Origin of the sequence: Pseudomonas sp. Irchel s3h17, from assembly GCF_900187505.1 — a bacterium.
GTDB lineage: Bacteria > Pseudomonadota > Gammaproteobacteria > Pseudomonadales > Pseudomonadaceae > Aquipseudomonas.
In genome coordinates this window covers 260,928-276,102 of the sequence record NZ_FYDL01000003.1, presented here as the reverse complement: position 1 = coordinate 276,102, position 15,175 = coordinate 260,928, and the positions used below count along the sequence as shown (strand labels likewise).

15 protein-coding genes are annotated in these 15,175 nt (G+C 61.5%); 3 read left to right on the top strand and 12 right to left on the bottom strand.

Translation table 11 applies throughout. From position 1 onward, the window contains the following. Window positions 1–2 precede the first annotated feature (2 nt). The 10 genes from CKW25_RS05320 to CKW25_RS05275 form a co-directional block, all read right to left on the bottom strand. Complete coding sequence (locus tag CKW25_RS05320; RefSeq protein ID WP_095078148.1) at window positions 3–1,190, bottom strand: ATP phosphoribosyltransferase regulatory subunit; 1,188 nt, start codon at window positions 1,188–1,190, stop codon at window positions 3–5. A gap of 306 nt (window positions 1,191–1,496) precedes the next feature. Next, window positions 1,497–2,366: a protease modulator HflC gene (hflC, locus tag CKW25_RS05315; protein ID WP_095078147.1), complete on the bottom strand. Its 870-nt coding sequence runs from the start codon at window positions 2,364–2,366 to the stop codon at window positions 1,497–1,499. Next, entirely contained in the window at window positions 2,366–3,532 is a 1,167-nt protein-coding gene (gene hflK / locus CKW25_RS05310; protein ID WP_095078146.1) for an FtsH protease activity modulator HflK, read from the bottom strand. Before hflK ends, hflC begins: the two co-directional genes overlap by 1 nt. 96 nt (window positions 3,533–3,628) lie before the next feature. Next, window positions 3,629–4,930 carry a ribosome rescue GTPase HflX gene (gene hflX / locus CKW25_RS05305; protein WP_095078145.1) on the bottom strand — a complete coding sequence of 434 codons (1,302 nt, stop codon included), beginning with the start codon at window positions 4,928–4,930 and terminating at the stop codon, window positions 3,629–3,631. A 12-nt stretch (window positions 4,931–4,942) separates the two neighbouring features. After that, window positions 4,943–5,203 (bottom strand): RNA chaperone Hfq, encoded by a 261-nt coding sequence (hfq, locus tag CKW25_RS05300; protein ID WP_010221594.1) that lies wholly within the window; start codon window positions 5,201–5,203, stop codon window positions 4,943–4,945. Between the two features lie 94 nt (window positions 5,204–5,297). After that, window positions 5,298–6,269, bottom strand: coding sequence for a tRNA (adenosine(37)-N6)-dimethylallyltransferase MiaA (gene miaA / locus CKW25_RS05295; protein ID WP_095078144.1), 972 nt, complete (start codon window positions 6,267–6,269; stop codon window positions 5,298–5,300). Continuing rightward, the gene (mutL, locus tag CKW25_RS05290) at window positions 6,269–8,182 is read right to left on the bottom strand and encodes a DNA mismatch repair endonuclease MutL (RefSeq protein WP_095078143.1); all 1,914 of its coding nucleotides are present in this window, start codon (window positions 8,180–8,182) and stop codon (window positions 6,269–6,271) included. The genes miaA and mutL overlap by 1 nt, the downstream gene beginning before the upstream one ends. Then, window positions 8,179–9,612, bottom strand: a complete 1,434-nt coding sequence (locus CKW25_RS05285) for an N-acetylmuramoyl-L-alanine amidase (RefSeq protein ID WP_218192547.1) — start codon at window positions 9,610–9,612, stop codon at window positions 8,179–8,181. Before CKW25_RS05285 ends, mutL begins: the two co-directional genes overlap by 4 nt. Before the next feature lie 3 nt (window positions 9,613–9,615). Continuing rightward, window positions 9,616–10,086: a tRNA (adenosine(37)-N6)-threonylcarbamoyltransferase complex ATPase subunit type 1 TsaE gene (gene tsaE / locus CKW25_RS05280; RefSeq protein ID WP_095078141.1), complete on the bottom strand. Its 471-nt coding sequence runs from the start codon at window positions 10,084–10,086 to the stop codon at window positions 9,616–9,618. Further along, window positions 10,074–10,934: an NAD(P)H-hydrate dehydratase gene (locus CKW25_RS05275; protein WP_095078140.1), complete on the bottom strand. Its 861-nt coding sequence runs from the start codon at window positions 10,932–10,934 to the stop codon at window positions 10,074–10,076. Before CKW25_RS05275 ends, tsaE begins: the two co-directional genes overlap by 13 nt. Before the next feature lie 63 nt (window positions 10,935–10,997). On the opposite strand from CKW25_RS05275, the gene queG reads away from it, so the two are divergent. Then, window positions 10,998–12,062, top strand: coding sequence for a tRNA epoxyqueuosine(34) reductase QueG (queG, locus tag CKW25_RS05270; RefSeq protein WP_095078139.1), 1,065 nt, complete (start codon window positions 10,998–11,000; stop codon window positions 12,060–12,062). On the opposite strand, the gene CKW25_RS05265 is transcribed toward queG, so the two are convergent. After that, the gene (locus CKW25_RS05265; RefSeq protein WP_095078138.1) at window positions 12,059–12,670 is read right to left on the bottom strand and encodes a trimeric intracellular cation channel family protein; all 612 of its coding nucleotides are present in this window, start codon (window positions 12,668–12,670) and stop codon (window positions 12,059–12,061) included. The genes queG and CKW25_RS05265 overlap by 4 nt on opposite strands. Window positions 12,671–12,839: 169 nt before the next feature. Next, window positions 12,840–13,382: an oligoribonuclease gene (orn, locus tag CKW25_RS05260; protein ID WP_095078137.1), complete on the bottom strand. Its 543-nt coding sequence runs from the start codon at window positions 13,380–13,382 to the stop codon at window positions 12,840–12,842. Window positions 13,383–13,489: 107 nt separating this feature from the next. Here orn and rsgA point away from each other — a divergent pair, with 107 nt between their 5' ends. Both rsgA and CKW25_RS05250 read left to right on the top strand, forming a co-directional pair. After that, the gene (rsgA, locus tag CKW25_RS05255; RefSeq protein ID WP_095078136.1) at window positions 13,490–14,521 is read left to right on the top strand and encodes a small ribosomal subunit biogenesis GTPase RsgA; all 1,032 of its coding nucleotides are present in this window, start codon (window positions 13,490–13,492) and stop codon (window positions 14,519–14,521) included. Between the two features lie 244 nt (window positions 14,522–14,765). Then, window positions 14,766–15,173 carry a TIR domain-containing protein gene (locus CKW25_RS05250; RefSeq protein ID WP_095078135.1) on the top strand — a complete coding sequence of 136 codons (408 nt, stop codon included), beginning with the start codon at window positions 14,766–14,768 and terminating at the stop codon, window positions 15,171–15,173. Window positions 15,174–15,175: the final 2 nt, after the last annotated feature.

Below are 15,175 nucleotides of genomic sequence, written 5' to 3'. Positions count from 1 at the left end.
ACTCAAGAAGCCAGCGGCAATACTTGCCAAAGCCCGTTCTGCTGAATCAATTGCCGGTCGCAGTCCGCATCACGGGCGGCGGCCAATGGTTGCCCAGGCAAAGCCTGGACGACACGCTGACCCTCACTGCGCAACTGGCAAACCTGCTGCCAGAGTGCTGCATCCGTACTGTCAGGCATCCAGATACCGCCGGACGGTAGCTCGATTTCAGCACGCCCCAGGGTCACCAGGGTTTTCAAATCGGTAGAGAAGCCGGTTGCCGGACGGGCACGACCGAAGTCGGCGCCGATGTCGTCGTAACGACCGCCCTGGGCGATAGACTGCCCCATGCCCGGCACGAACACCGCGAACACTACACCGGTGTGGTAGTGATAACCGCGCAACTCGCCCAGGTCGAAGTACAGCGGCAGCTCCGGGAAACGCAGGGTCAGACGCTCGGCAATCGCCAGCAAATCGTCCAGCGCCGCCAGCACTGGCGCCGGCGCATTGGCCAGGCGCTCGCGGGCAGCGGCCAGCACTTCGCGGCCACCACACAGGTCGACCAACGCCCGCAGCATGCCCGACAGTTCGGCAGGCAGGCCTTCGGTCAAGGTAATGACCTCATCGACGGCCTTGCGTTGCAAGGCATCGAACAACTGCTGCTCGACTTCACCGGACAAACCGGCCGCACGCGCCAGACCACGGTAGATGCCAACATGACCGAGGTCCATGTGCACATCCGGGACGTCGGCCAACTGCAGCATCGCCAGCATCAGGCTGATGACTTCAACATCACTGCTCGGGCTCGCATCGCCGTACAACTCGGCGCCCAGCTGGATAGGGCTGCGCGAGGACGACAAGGCACGCGGCTGCGCATGCAGCACGCTACCGGCGTAGCACAGGCGGCTCGGGCCTTCATGACGCAGGGTGTGCGCATCAATGCGCGCCACTTGCGGCGTGATGTCTGCGCGAAAGCCCATCTGGCGGCCCGACTGCGGGTCGATGACCTTGAAGGTGCGCAGATCCAGGTCCTGGCCTGCGCCGGTCAGCAGGGATTCCAGGTACTCGATATGGGGAGTCACGACAAACTCGTAACCCCAGCTCTGGAACAGATCCAACACCTGACGACGCGCCACTTCAATGCGCGCGGCCTCTGGTGGCAGTACTTCTTCGATGCCATCTGGCAGCAGCCAGCGGTCTACCGTTGCCATTACGCCATTCCCCTATGATCCGGGCGGCCAGCCCACGGGCTGACCTTGAGTGAAGCAGAAAATGTCTGGCCCATTCGCATAAGTCGCGCCCATGAACGACGCGGCGATCGGCCTGAATCCGGCCTCGCCAAACACTTTCCTCGAAAAACCTGTCGAGTTGTTCAACCCGATTGCACGCAATCAAACGTGCAGACGCAAAAAAGCCGGGAATTTCCCGGCTGCCGCATCATACACACGTTTTCCCAAAGGATCACCCCGCGAGAGGCTTTAGCCGCCCGGCGGGGTTCCTTCAGGATCAGTGTTGGATCAAGGTTTGGCTTTTTCCAGGTAACGGAAGAAGTCGCTGCTTGGGTCCAGAACCATGACGTCGGTTTTGTTCGCGAAGCTTTCACGGTAGGCACGCAGGCTACGATAGAAACCGTAGAACTCCTGGTCCTGGCCGTAGGCCTTGGAGTAGATCGCAGCGGCCTGGGCGTCACCGTCACCGCGAACCTCTTCAGATTCACGATAGGCTTCAGCCAGCAGTACGCGGCGCTGACGATCGGCGTCGGCACGAATGCCTTCTGCCAGCTCATTACCCTTGGCGCGGTGCTCACGAGCTTCACGCTCACGCTCGGTGCTCATACGCTCGAACACGCTGCGGTTCACTTCCTTCGGTAGATCGATGGTTTTGACCCGAACATCGACGACTTCGATGCCCAGCTCTTTTTCCGCCATCGTGTTCAGCGAAGCCGTGATATCCGCCATCAGCGCGTCACGCTCACCGGAAACCACCTCGTGCAGGGTGCGCTTGCCAAACTGGTCACGCAGGCCCGATTCCAGACGACGCGACAAGCGCTCGTCAGCAATCTGCTTGAGGCCGGAGGTCGCGGTGTAGAAGCGCTCGGCATCTTTCACGCGCCATTTGGCGTAGGCATCAACCATGACCGCTTTCTTTTCCAGCGTCAGGAAGCGCTGTGTCGGTGCATCCAGCGTCATCAGACGTGCGTCGAATTTACGCACCTGGTTAACGTAAGGCACTTTCACATGCAGGCCCGGCTGAACATCAGTCTGAACCACGCGACCAAACTGCAGCAACACCGCACGCTCGGTCTGAGCCACGATGTAGAAGCAGTTCCAGGCTGCGATCGCCACGACGACGCCGACAATAAGGGCGATCAGCGATTTATTGCTCATCAGCGACTCTCCCTGGTACGTGCCGGTTGCTGCAGATCTGCTGCCGCACGCGCATTCGCTTCATTGCTGGTGGCCGGCATGCCAGGCACCGCGGTGCTGGTGGCGCGACCACTGTCGATCATCTTGTCCAGCGGCAAGTACAGCAGATTGCTCTGGCCATCCTTGTTGCCGGTCACGAGAACCTTGCTGGTGTTGCTGAAGACTTCCTGCATGGTGTCCAGGTACAGACGCTGACGCGTGACTTCCGGCGCCTTGCGGTACTCGGCGACCAGCTTGGTGAAGCGATCAGCCTCACCCTTGGCGCGCGAGACCGTTTCGTCACGGTAACCGTTGGCATCCTCAATGAGGCGCTGGGCCTGACCACGGGCTTCCGGCACGACGCCGTTGGCGTAGGTTTCAGCCTGGTTGCGCGAACGCTGCTCATCTTCACGAGCGCGGATCACGTCATCGAAGGCTTCCTGGACTTCACGCGGTGCGGCTGCGTTCTGAACGTTGACCTGAGTGACGGTGATACCGGTGCGATAGGTATCCATGAAGCGTTGCAGACGCTCCTTGATCTCGCTGGCCATCAGTTCACGACCTTCGGTCAGCACCTGGTCCATCGCGGTGGAACCCACCACATGGCGCAAGGCACTCTCGGTCGCGTGCTGCAGGCTGATTTCCGGTTGATCGACGTTCAGCACGAAATCCTGCAGGTTGCTGATCTTGTACTGCACGGTCAGCGGCACTTCGACGATGTTTTCGTCTTCAGTCAGCATTTGACCCTGCTTGGTGTACGCACGCTCACGCGTGACGTTTTCCATGTACTTTTTATCGATCGGCGGGAAGTAGATGTTCAGGCCCGGGCCGACAGTCTCGTAGTACTTGCCGAAGCGCAGCACCACGGCCTGCTCCTGCTCGTCGACGACGTAGACCGCGCTGTACAGCCAGACGGCCGCCAGCACCACGAGGCCGATGCCGAGCAGGCCGTAACCGCCGCCCTTGCTCGAACCGCCGCCATCGTCACTGCGTTTTTTACCACTACCGAACAACCCGTTCAGGCTTTCCTGCAGCTTTCGGAAGGCCTCGTCGAGATCCGGTGGCCCCTTGCGGTCGCCATTATTGCGGCGCTTACCACCCCAAGGATCCTGATTATTCGAGTTGCCACCCGGCTCATTCCAAGCCATAGCGCTCTCCATCTGATAAAGCAAAGACGCACCCACGGCGCGCCGACCAATGCTACAGAATGCCTGCCACAGCGGCACAACCGCTTTTTCAGGCTTTTATTGCAAAGTGTGTTGCTCGATGAATTCCAGCGGCTGCAAACCTTCGCGACTCACCAGTCGATTGAGCTCGACCCGTGGTAAACGAACAGCCAGCAAACTGATGCCTTCTTCGTCGTGTTCTTCTTTCTGTACCGCGCCCAGTTCGAAGAACTGTGCACGCAGTCGAGCAAAACGCTGTGGCAAGCGCAAGGTGCCGACGAACAAATCATCGCCAAGCAGTTCCGCGATTGCCTGCTTGAGCAGGTCCAGGCCCTGGCCATCGCGCGCCGACAACCAGACCCGTTGCGGTTTGCCATCGGCATCGCGCTGGATCTGCGGCTCTACGCCCTCGAGCAGATCGAGTTTGTTGTATACCTCCAGGATCGGCAAGTCTTGCGCACCGATCTCACCGAGCACCACCATCACCTGTTCAATCTGCGCCATGCGCTCAGGTTCATGGGCGTCGATCACGTGCAGCAGCAAGTCCGAGTTGCTCGACTCTTCGAGCGTAGCCCGAAATGCCTCAACCAGCTTGTGCGGCAAGTGACGAATGAAGCCCACGGTGTCGGCCAGCACGATTGGACCAAGGTCGTTGAGCTCAAGCCGGCGCAAGGTCGGGTCGAGGGTGGCGAACAGTTGGTCGGCGGCGAAAACGTCGGACTGGGTCACGGAGTTGAACAACGTCGATTTGCCGGCGTTGGTATAGCCAACCAGTGACACCGACGGGATATCCGCACGCTTGCGGCCGCGACGAGCCTGCTCACGCTGGCTGCGAACCTTTTCCAGGCGGCCTTTGATCTGCCGCACGCGAACCCGCAGGAGACGCCGGTCGGTTTCCAGCTGGGTTTCACCCGGACCGCGCAGACCGATACCGCCCTTCTGCCGCTCAAGGTGAGTCCAGCCGCGAACCAGCCGCGTACTCAAGTGATCAAGCTGGGCCAGTTCGACCTGGAGCTTGCCCTCATGGGTGCGGGCGCGTTGGGCGAAGATATCGAGGATCAGCCCCGTACGGTCAATCACGCGACACTCGAAAACACGTTCGAGGTTACGTTCCTGACTGGGCGTGAGGGTGTGATTGAAAATCACCAGATCGACCTGCTCGGCTTTGACCTGGTCGCGTAACTCCTCGACCTTGCCGCTGCCAATCAGGTATTTGGCGGATGGCCGATGACGCGGCACGTTAACAAACGCGACGGTCTCGGCGCCGGCCGAAATTGCCAACTCCTGAAACTCCTGCGGATCTTCGCGCGCCTCAGGGTCCTGACCATCCAAGTGAACGAGAATGGCCCGTTCACCACCACCGTGGCGCTCAAAGAACAAAGGAGACTCCTATCAGGCGTTACCTGGCTCAGCGTCACCCTGTTCGGATTCGGTTGCGCTTGGCAGACGAATTGGACGAACCGGTACCACTGTAGAGATAGCGTGCTTGTAAACCATCTGGCTGACGGTGTTTTTCAGCAGGATGACGAACTGGTCGAAGGACTCGATCGTGCCTTGCAGTTTGATACCGTTGACCAGATAGATGGAAACCCCCACCTTCTCTTTACGCAAAGTATTCAAGTAAGGGTCTTGTAGCGAATGCCCTTTTGACATGTGCCGCACTCCTTTAAGGATTCAATAATAAAAAATAGGTAAACAGATGGCTTGAGCCGTCACACCCCCAAGGATAGACGGCAATTGCAAGGACTCAGCTCAATATGGAGACCGTTCCCAGGTATTTCAAGGCGCGTGGCAGATTGTCGCAATCCAGGCTGTCCAGCCAGTGCAGGTCAGCCCAACTGCGCAACCAGGTGAACTGGCGCTTCGCCAATTGGCGCGTGGCAATGATCCCACGCTCCTGCATCTCGGCTGACGTCAGCTTGCCATCCAGGTAATCCCAGACTTGTCGGTAGCCCACAGCGCGTATAGACGGCAACCCCGAGTGCAGGTCACTTCTTTTACGCAGGGCTACGACCTCGTCAATGAATCCCTGTTCCAACATTTGTGTGAATCTTTGTTTAATACGCGCGTGCAGTACCTGACGATTTGCCGGGGCAATCGCCAAATTTGCAACAGTATAGGGCAATTGTGGCTGACCCGAAGCGCCTGCTTCAGTACTTTGCGCAGATTGTCGCGCACGAAGCTCGGTCATGCTCTGGCCGCTGACCCGATAAACTTCCAGCGCCCGGCTGAGTCGCTGGGGATCATTGGGGTGAATACGCGCCGCCGACACCGGGTCGATCACCGCCAATTGATCGTGCAGGGCTTGCCAGCCAAGACGCGCAGCCTCTTCTTCGATCTCTGCGCGGACCTGCGGATCAGCCGCCGGCATATCCGCCAACCCTTCGACCAGCGCCTTGTAATAGAGCATGGTGCCACCGACCAGCAGCGGGATCTTGCCGCGAGCGGTGATATCCGCCATGGCCTCCAGGGCATCTCGACGGAAATCAGCCGCCGAATAGGCCTCCACCGGATCCAGGATATCGATCAGGCGATGGGGAAACTCGGCCAACAGTGCTTTCGAAGGCTTGGCGGTGCCGATGTCCATGCCGCGATACACCAGCGCCGAATCGACGCTGATCAGCTCGCACGGCAGGACCTTGGTCAGCTCGATGGCCAGGTCGGTCTTGCCCGCAGCGGTCGGGCCCATCAGGAAAATCGCTGGAGGAAGCTGGTTCATCAACGACCGCGCAAGAACAGTTTGTCCAGATCGTCCAGGCCCAATTGGGTCCAGGTCGGTCGGCCATGGTTGCATTGACCGCTGCGTTCGGTGTTTTCCATGTCCCGCAGCAGGCCGTTCATTTCTGGCAAGGCCAGGCGCCGATTGGCGCGAATGGCGCCATGGCAGGCCATGGTGCCCAACAATTCGTTCAGGTGCGCCTGAATCCGGTCGCTAGTGCCGTATTCCATCAGGTCCGCCAGTACATCCTGAACCAGGCGATTGGCCTCGGCCTGCTTGAGCAAGGCCGGAATCTGCCGGATAGCCAGGGTTTCCGGGCCCAGGCGCTGCAACTCGAAGCCCAGGCGCTGGAACCAGCTGCCATGCTCTTCGGCGCAGTCGGCCTCACGCTGACTGACGGCAAGCGATTCCGGCACCAGCAACGGCTGGCCACTCAGGCCTTCGCTGGCCATCGCCACTTTCAGGCGTTCGTACATGATCCGCTCATGGGCGGCATGCATGTCCACCAGCACCAGCCCTTGGGCATTCTCCGACAGAATGTAGATACCCTTGAGCTGCGCCAGCGCATAGCCCAACGGTGGGATATCACCCTGACCGTCCGGCAGCGCCGTCGCATTGGCTTCGGGCAAGGGCGCAAAGAATTCGCGATAGGCGGCCTGGGCTTCGGCCACCGGCACACCCGATGATTGCGCACGTGGCGAGTACTGGTACTGATAACCGGCACCCGCGCCCGAACCCGGCGCATTGAACGTCGGCGCCCCCTGCGGCTGCTCCAGCAGCGCATTGGCGGCCAGGCGCATTTCGCCTTGCGGGCCGAACTCCCCCGCCTCGATACCGGTCGGACGAACCATGGTGGCCACTGCCGCCGGCCCGGCCAACTGGTCTTCCGGGCGCACATCGCCCAAGGCGCGGTGCAGGGTGCCGTAGAGGAAATCGTGAACCATGCGCCCGTCGCGAAAGCGCACTTCGTGCTTGGTCGGGTGCACGTTGACATCGACCGCGGCCGGGTCAACCTCGAAAAACAGCGCAAAGGTCGGGTGACGACCGTTGAACAGTACGTCGCGATAAGCCTGGCGCACCGCGTGGGCCACCAGCTTGTCGCGCACGGCACGGCCGTTAACGAAGAAATACTGGAGATCTGCCTGGCTGCGATTGAACGTCGGCAGCCCGACCCAGCCCCACAGATGCAGGCCATTGCGTTCGATTTCGATCGGCAACGCCTGCTCAAGGAATCCCGAGCCGCAGATCGCCGCCACACGCCGTGCACGCGCCGCGTCATCATGGGCTTCGTGCAAGCTGAGAATGGTCTTGCCGTTGTGGCGCAGGTGAAAGGCCACATCAAAACGCGCCAGCGCCAGGCGCTTGATCACTTCTTGCAGGTGATCGAATTCGGTTTTTTCGGTCTTGAGAAACTTGCGGCGCGCCGGGGTGTTGAAAAACAGGTCGCGCACTTCCACCGACGTGCCCACCGGGTGCGCGGCCGGCTGTACCCGGGGCGCCATGTCGCGGCCTTCGGTTTCAACCTGCCAGGCCTGATCGGCGTCACGGGTACGGGAGGTCAGGGTGAGGCGCGCCACGGAGCTGATGGAGGCCAGGGCCTCACCACGAAACCCCAGGCTCATGACCTGCTCGAGGTCTTCCAGGTTGCGGATCTTGCTGGTGGCGTGACGGGCCAGGGCCAAGGGCAGGTCATCGGCCGGGATACCACTGCCATCGTCGCGAACCCGCAGCAACTTGACGCCGCCCTGCTCGACATCGACATCGATGCGCCGGGCGCCGGAGTCGAGGCTGTTTTCCAGCAACTCCTTGATCACCGACGCCGGGCGCTCAACCACTTCACCGGCGGCAATCTGGTTCGCCAGGCGCGGGCTGAGCAGCTCGATACGCGCCGAGTTGTTCACGATGTCGTTCATTCCTTGGCCGCCAGGTCGGTACCCGGAATATTCAGGTGCTGGCCGATTTTAAGCTCATCGGACTTCAGCCCGTTAGCACTGCGCAGCGACGCTGCCGATACCTGGTAACGCACCGAAATCATGGCCAGGGTTTCCCCCGGGCGCACGGTGTGATCGCGAGGCCCTTGGGCGATTTTGCCGGAATCACGCAGCCAGGCAATGTAAGTGCCCGGTGGCGGGTTTTGCTGGAAGAACTGCCGCACGCCGCTGCTGATGGAGCGTGCGAGCGCTTGCTGATGGCTCGCCGCGGCCAGCTTCGAGGCTTCGTTGGCGTTGGAGATGAACCCGGTTTCCACCAGGATCGATGGAATGTCCGGCGATTTCAGCACCATGAACCCGGCTTGCTCGACGCGCTGCTTGTGCAACGGCGTGACCCGGCCAATGTTGCTCAGGACCTTTTGCCCGACGTTCAGGCTGGAGGTCAGCGAAGCGGTCATCGACAGGTCGAGCAATACCCCGGCGAGCATACGGTCCTTGTCATCGAGGCTGACGTTGCCGGCACCACCGATCAGGTCGGAACGGTTTTCGCTGTCGGCCAGCCACCGCGCAGTCTCGGAGGTAGCACCCCGATCGGACAGCGCAAACACCGAAGCACCGAAGGCCGCCTTCGAAGGCGCGGCGTCGGCGTGAATGGAGACGAACAGGTCGGCGCCCTTCTTGCGGGCGATCTCGGTACGGCCACGCAGCGGGATGAAGTAGTCGCCGGTCCGGGTCAGTTCGGCACGGAAGCCTTTCATGCCGTTGACCTGGCGCTGCAACTCGCGCGCGATCGCCAGCACCACGTCCTTCTCACGCTGGCCACGGGACCCGGAGGCCCCCGGGTCTTCGCCGCCGTGACCGGCATCGATGACCACGATAATGTCGCGTTTGCCAGCCGGGGCCGGCGGCAGCTTGATCGCCGGCTCAGTCGGCGTCACCGGCACCGCAGGGGCTGTGGCAACGCTTGGAGCTGGCGTCGACACGGGCGCAGGCGCGGCATCGGACGGGTTATCGAAGAGATCGACCACCAGTCGGTTGCCGTACTGCGCGTTCGGCGGGAGCACGAAACTTTTCGGGGTCACGGCCTTTTTCAGGTCGATGACCACCCGCAGGTCGGTCGGCGTGCGCTGCGCCGAACGCATGGCGGTGATCGGCGTATTGGCGGTGGCGACATTCAGCGGCGCACCCAGTGTTGCGCCATTGATATCGATCACCAGGCGATCAGGGGCCGTCAGGGTGAAGACGCTGTGCTGGACCGTGCCAGACAGGTCGAACACCAGTCGCGTGTTGTCCGGCGCCCGCCACAGGCGAACGCTGTTCACCTTTGTCGCAGCTACGGCGTCGACGGCCAGTGCCGTAAGCAGCATTCCTACGACAGCAACCAACGCGCGAAAGCGCATACCTAACCCCATCATTTATTTGAATTCCAATGCCAAAGCGGCACACCACGACTCGCCACGCGCGCCTTGGGGCAATAATCTCAGCGAACGTCCGCTGCCATGCGGGCTAATGGTAATGGTCAGGTCAGGCTTTGGCAAAAAGCCTGCACCCTTGCAGGGCCATTCGATCAGGCACAACGCATCGTCTTCGAGGTAGTCGCGGATCCCCAGGTACTCCAGTTCTTCCGGGTCGACCAATCGATACAGGTCGAAGTGGAAGGCGCGAACATCACCGATCTCGTAAGGCTCGACCAGGGTGAACGTCGGGCTTTTCACCGAGCCTGCATGCCCCAACCCCCGGATAATGCCCCGCGACAAGGTGGTTTTACCTGCTCCAAGGTCCCCCTCCAGAAAAAGGATGCCGTGCCCTCGGGTCACTTCAGCGAGACGGGTGCCCAGCGCGACCATCGCGTCTTCATTGGCCAGGTACAGGGTTACTTCAGACACGGTGCTTGCTCCTCCAGCAACTGACGAATGGCGGGAATCAAATCGCTGGCCGCCAGCCCCCGGCCCATTTTGCCTTGCCCCTCACCCGCGACGGCATGCAGCCAGACGGCCAGCGCGGCAGCCTCGAAGGCGTCCATTCCCTGGGCCAGCAACGCACCCACCACGCCAGCCAATACATCACCCAGGCCGGCACTGGCCATGGCCGGATGCCCGCGATCGCAGCGAAACACCCGACCATCGGGGCTGGCAATCAGGCTTCCCGCGCCTTTCAAAACCACGACGGCCTTGAACTGCGTGCTCAGCGCGCGCGCCACGGTAAGGCGATCCGCCTGAACCTCAGCTGTCGAAATCCCCAAAAGACGCGCAGCTTCCCCTGGATGCGGCGTGATCACGCAATCCTTGGGCAGGCTCACGCCCCCCAGCGCCAACAGGTTCAGTGCGTCGGCATCCCAGACTTGAGGCAACGGCGAATTGGCCGCCGCCGACAGCAAACTGCGGCCCCAGGCGTTCTGCCCCAGCCCCGGACCGACCACCAACACCGAAGCCTGGCCCAACAGCCCCATCAACTGGTTGGCCGATGAGGCCCCCACAACCATGACCTCGGGCAAGCGAGCCAACGCCGCCGGCACATGTTCGCTGCGGGTGGCGACCGAAACCAGCCCGGCACCGCAGCGCAAGGCGCTTTGGGCGCTGAGCAGGATCGCACCGCCCAATCCCCGGTCACCGCCAATCAATAGCACATGACCGAACCGGCCTTTATGGGCGCTCGGCGAACGTGCCGAAAGCGTCGTTAAACGGGCTGGATCCAGTGACTGAACGTCGGGTAAATCGTGTTTTGTCTGCGGCATGCGTCTTCGGGCTCCGATGTCTGGCAGAATTATACGCACCTCAGCTCCGGTTTCTCTTGTCTCATGCCTGCAATTACCACAGACCTGCCCGCTCTCGCCCAATCGATCAAGGACTGGGGCCGCGAGCTGGGCTTTCAACAAGTCGGCATTAGCGGTCTGGACCTGACCGAGCATGAACAGCACCTGGCGCGCTGGCTCGAAGCGGGCTACCACGGTGAAATGGACTACATGGGCGCCCACGGCAGCAAACGCTCACACCCTGACGAGCTGGTACCCGGCACGCTACGCGTGGTGTCGCTGCGCATGGACTACCTGCCGGGTGACACCCGGATGGCCCAGATGCTGGCCCAACCGGAAAAAGCCTACATCTCGCGCTACGCCCTGGGCCGCGACTACCACAAGCTGATCCGCAAGCGCGTGCAGCAACTGGCGGAGAAGATTCAGCACGTCATCGGTCCCTTCGGCTACCGGGCGTTCGTCGACAGCGCCCCGGTCCTGGAAAAAGCCATCGCCGAGCAGGCAGGCCTTGGCTGGATCGGCAAAAATACCCTGGTACTGAACCGCAAGGCCGGCAGTTACTTTTTCCTGAGCGAACTGTTCGTCGACCTGCCCTTGCCCGTGGACCCGCCCCACAGCTCCGAGCATTGCGGGCGCTGCACGGCGTGCCTGGACATCTGCCCGACCAACGCGTTCGTCGGCCCCTATGTACTGGATGCCCGGCGCTGTATTTCCTACCTGACCATCGAATTCAAAGGCTCCATCCCCGAAGACTTGCGACCGTTGATCGGCAACCGGGTGTTCGGCTGTGATGATTGCCAGATCGTCTGCCCGTGGAACCGCTTCGCTCGCCCGTCCGGCGAAAGCGACTTCAAACCCCGCCACAACCTGGACAATGCCGAACTGGCCGAACTGTTCATGTGGGACGAAGACAAGTTCCTGAGCAGCACCGAAGGCTCCCCCCTGCGTCGCGCCGGTTATGAACGCTGGCTGCGCAACCTGGCGGTGGGCCTGGGCAACGCGCCATCGAGCATTGTGGTGCTGGAAGCCTTGAAAGCACGGGCCGAGCATCCGTCAGAACTGGTTCGCGAACACGTGGCCTGGGCACTCAGGCAACACGCCAGTCGTTAGTGCTCGTCGTTGTAGACGAACTTGGGCATTTCCCAATGAAAGCGGATCGCCAACAGTCGCAGCAGGACACCGCCGAACAAGGTGATCAGGATCGCCTGCTCCCCGGGTAATTGCAGGTACAGGCAAAACATGTAGCACCAGGCGGCCGCGAACGAGACGCTGGCGTAGAGCTCGCGGCGGAAGATCAGCGGAATGTCGTTGCAGAAGATGTCGCGCAGGATGCCGCCGAATACCCCGGTGATAACGCCGCTGACGGAGGCCACCAACATGCCGTGGCCCATTTCCAGCGCTGTCATGCAACCGATCAGGGTAAAGGCCACCAGCCCCACCGCATCGAGCACCAGGAACATTGAACGCAGATGGCGCATCCAGCGTGCCGCGAACACCGTGAACATCGCTGCGACCGTCGTCAGCACCAGGTATTCCGGGTGCTTGACCCACGTCAGCGGGTAATGCCCGAGCAGCACATCACGCACCGAGCCGCCCCCCAGCGCCGTGACACAGGCGATCAACACCACACCAAACCAGTCCATGCCACGACGACCGGCAGACAACGCGCCGGTCATGGCTTCAGCAGTAATGGCAATCAGGTAGAGCATCAGCAACATGGCGGCGGTCCTTGCAAGAAGGCGCGCAGTCTAGCCATTTAGGGTCGGCACCAGAAGAGGGCACTCAAGAATGTTCTCAGACCCAGACAACTTCATGGCCCGACCGGGCCATTCGCGGGCAAGCCCGCTCCCACAGGGTGATTGCAGCGCCTGAGGGAGCGCCCGATCATCAGGCCTTGATGAAATGCTGGCGGTAGTGTTGCAACTCGGCGATCGACTCGCGGATGTCGTCCAGCGCCAGGTGGGTGCTACCCTTCTTGAAGCTGTCACGGACCTCTGGCGCCCAGCGCGCGGCCAGCTCCTTGAGGGTCGAGACGTCCAGGTTGCGGTAGTGGAAGTAGCTTTCCAGGGACTTCATGTGGGTATAGAGGAAGCGACGGTCCTGGCAAATGCTGTTGCCGCAGATCGGCGACTTGCCCTTGGGTACCCATTGTTCCAGGAACACCAGGGTCTGGGCTTCGGCCTCGGCCATGCTGATACGGCTGTCGCGCACCCGCTGGGTCAGGCCGGAACCCCCGTGTTGACGGGTGTTCCACTCGTCCATGCCGGCGAGGATCTCGTCGCTGTGGTGAATGGCAATCACCGGGCCTTCGGCCAGGGTATTGAGATTGCTGTCAGTGACAATGGTGGCCATTTCGATGATGACGTCGGTGTCCGGGTTCAGGCCGGTCATCTCCAGGTCGATCCAGATCAGATTCTGTGGGTTTTGCATGTGTCGGCTCCTAAGCAGTGTTGCGCAGTTTAGCCTAGGCACGTACGCGGGCGTGCTAAACTCGCGGCCGTTTTACCTAATCGCTGCATTATCAACACGGAACACCCATGGCCAAACGCCAACTCAATCGTCGTCAAAACTGGCGCATCGAAAAGATTCAAGGCGAGCGCGCTGCCCGCGCCGCCAAACGCGAATCCTCCGCCGTGCAAGCGCTGGAAGGTGGTGACCTGGGCCCTGAGCAGACGGGCCTGGTCATCGCCCACTTCGGCGTCCAGGTCGAGGTCGAGGCCTGCGAGGGCGAACTGGCCGGCCAGGTGTTCCGCTGCCACTTGCGCGCCAACCTGCCTGCGCTGGTGACCGGCGACCAGGTGGTCTGGCGTGCCGGCAACCAGGGCATCGGGGTGATCGTCGCGCAACTGCCGCGCAACACCGAGCTGTGTCGCCCGGACAGCCGCGGCCAACTGAAGCCGGTAGCGGCCAACGTCGACATGATCGTGATCGTCTTTGCGCCACTGCCCGAGCCGCACGCCAACCTGATCGACCGTTACCTGGTGGCCGCCGAGCACGCCGGCATTCGCCCGTTGCTGCTGCTCAACAAGTTCGACCTGATCGACGAGCAGAACGCCCCGGCGCTCAATGCACTGCTGGCGGTCTATCGCACACTGGGCTACCCCGTGCTGGAAGTCTCGGCGCACCATGGCAATGGCATGGAAACCCTGCAAAAGCAGCTGGACGGGCGCATCAGCGTATTCGTCGGCCAGTCCGGCGTCGGCAAGTCGTCGCTGGTCAACAGCCTGCTGCCGGAAGTCGAAGCCCGTGTCGGCCCGCTGTCCGAACTGTCCGGCCAGGGCACCCACACCACCACCACCGCGCGGTTGTTCCACTTCCCCGGTGGCGGCGAGCTGATCGACTCCCCGGGTATCCGTGAGTTTGGCCTGGGCCACGTTAGCCGCGCCGACGTCGAAGCCGGCTTCATCGAGTTCAACGACCTGATCGGTACCTGCCGCTTCCGCGACTGCAAGCACGACCGCGAACCGGGCTGCGCCCTGCTCAAGGCACTGGAAGACGGCCGCGTGCAGCAGCAGCGCATGAACAGCTACCGCTCGATCATCGCCAGCCTGCCCGAAACCAGCTATTAAACAGACCGTCCCGCCCCTGCCACCCGGCAAGGGCGCGGACTACCCTGCTCGCCTTGCGACCTACACCTCGCGCATTAAACCCGACAACCTTCCGTAAGACTTTTTCCCTTCAGGCGAAGGACTCGTCTCTTTGTCTTTGGAGGCCTTGTCGCCCTGTCTGATACCCCTACATTCAGTCCCTCTTCGTGCCACCCGCCTGGTTGCGCGAGCCGTTGTTCGCTGAACGCGAACCGAGGGAAAGCCCATGCAAACCTATCATTTGTTCATCAGTCATTCGTGGACCTACTCAGACGCTCACGACAATCTGGTCAGGCTGCTGAAAGCCCAGCCACGCTTCGACTTCAAGAACTACTCGGTGCCGTCGGACGACCCGATCATCGGCGCCCGAACCGACAAGGAACTGGAAACGGCCATCGAAAACCAGATTCGCCCCTGCTCGGCCGTGCTGATCATGGCCGGCATGTACGCGACCTACAGCCAGTGGATCAACAAGGAAATCGAAATCGCCAAGCGCATGGGCAAAGTGATCATCGCGATCAAGCCCTTTGGTGCCGAACGCATTTCCAGTGTGGTACGCGAGGCCGCCCATGCCGAATGCGCCTGGAACACCCAGAGCATCGTCAGCGCCATTCGCGAACAGACGGCGGGGTGAAT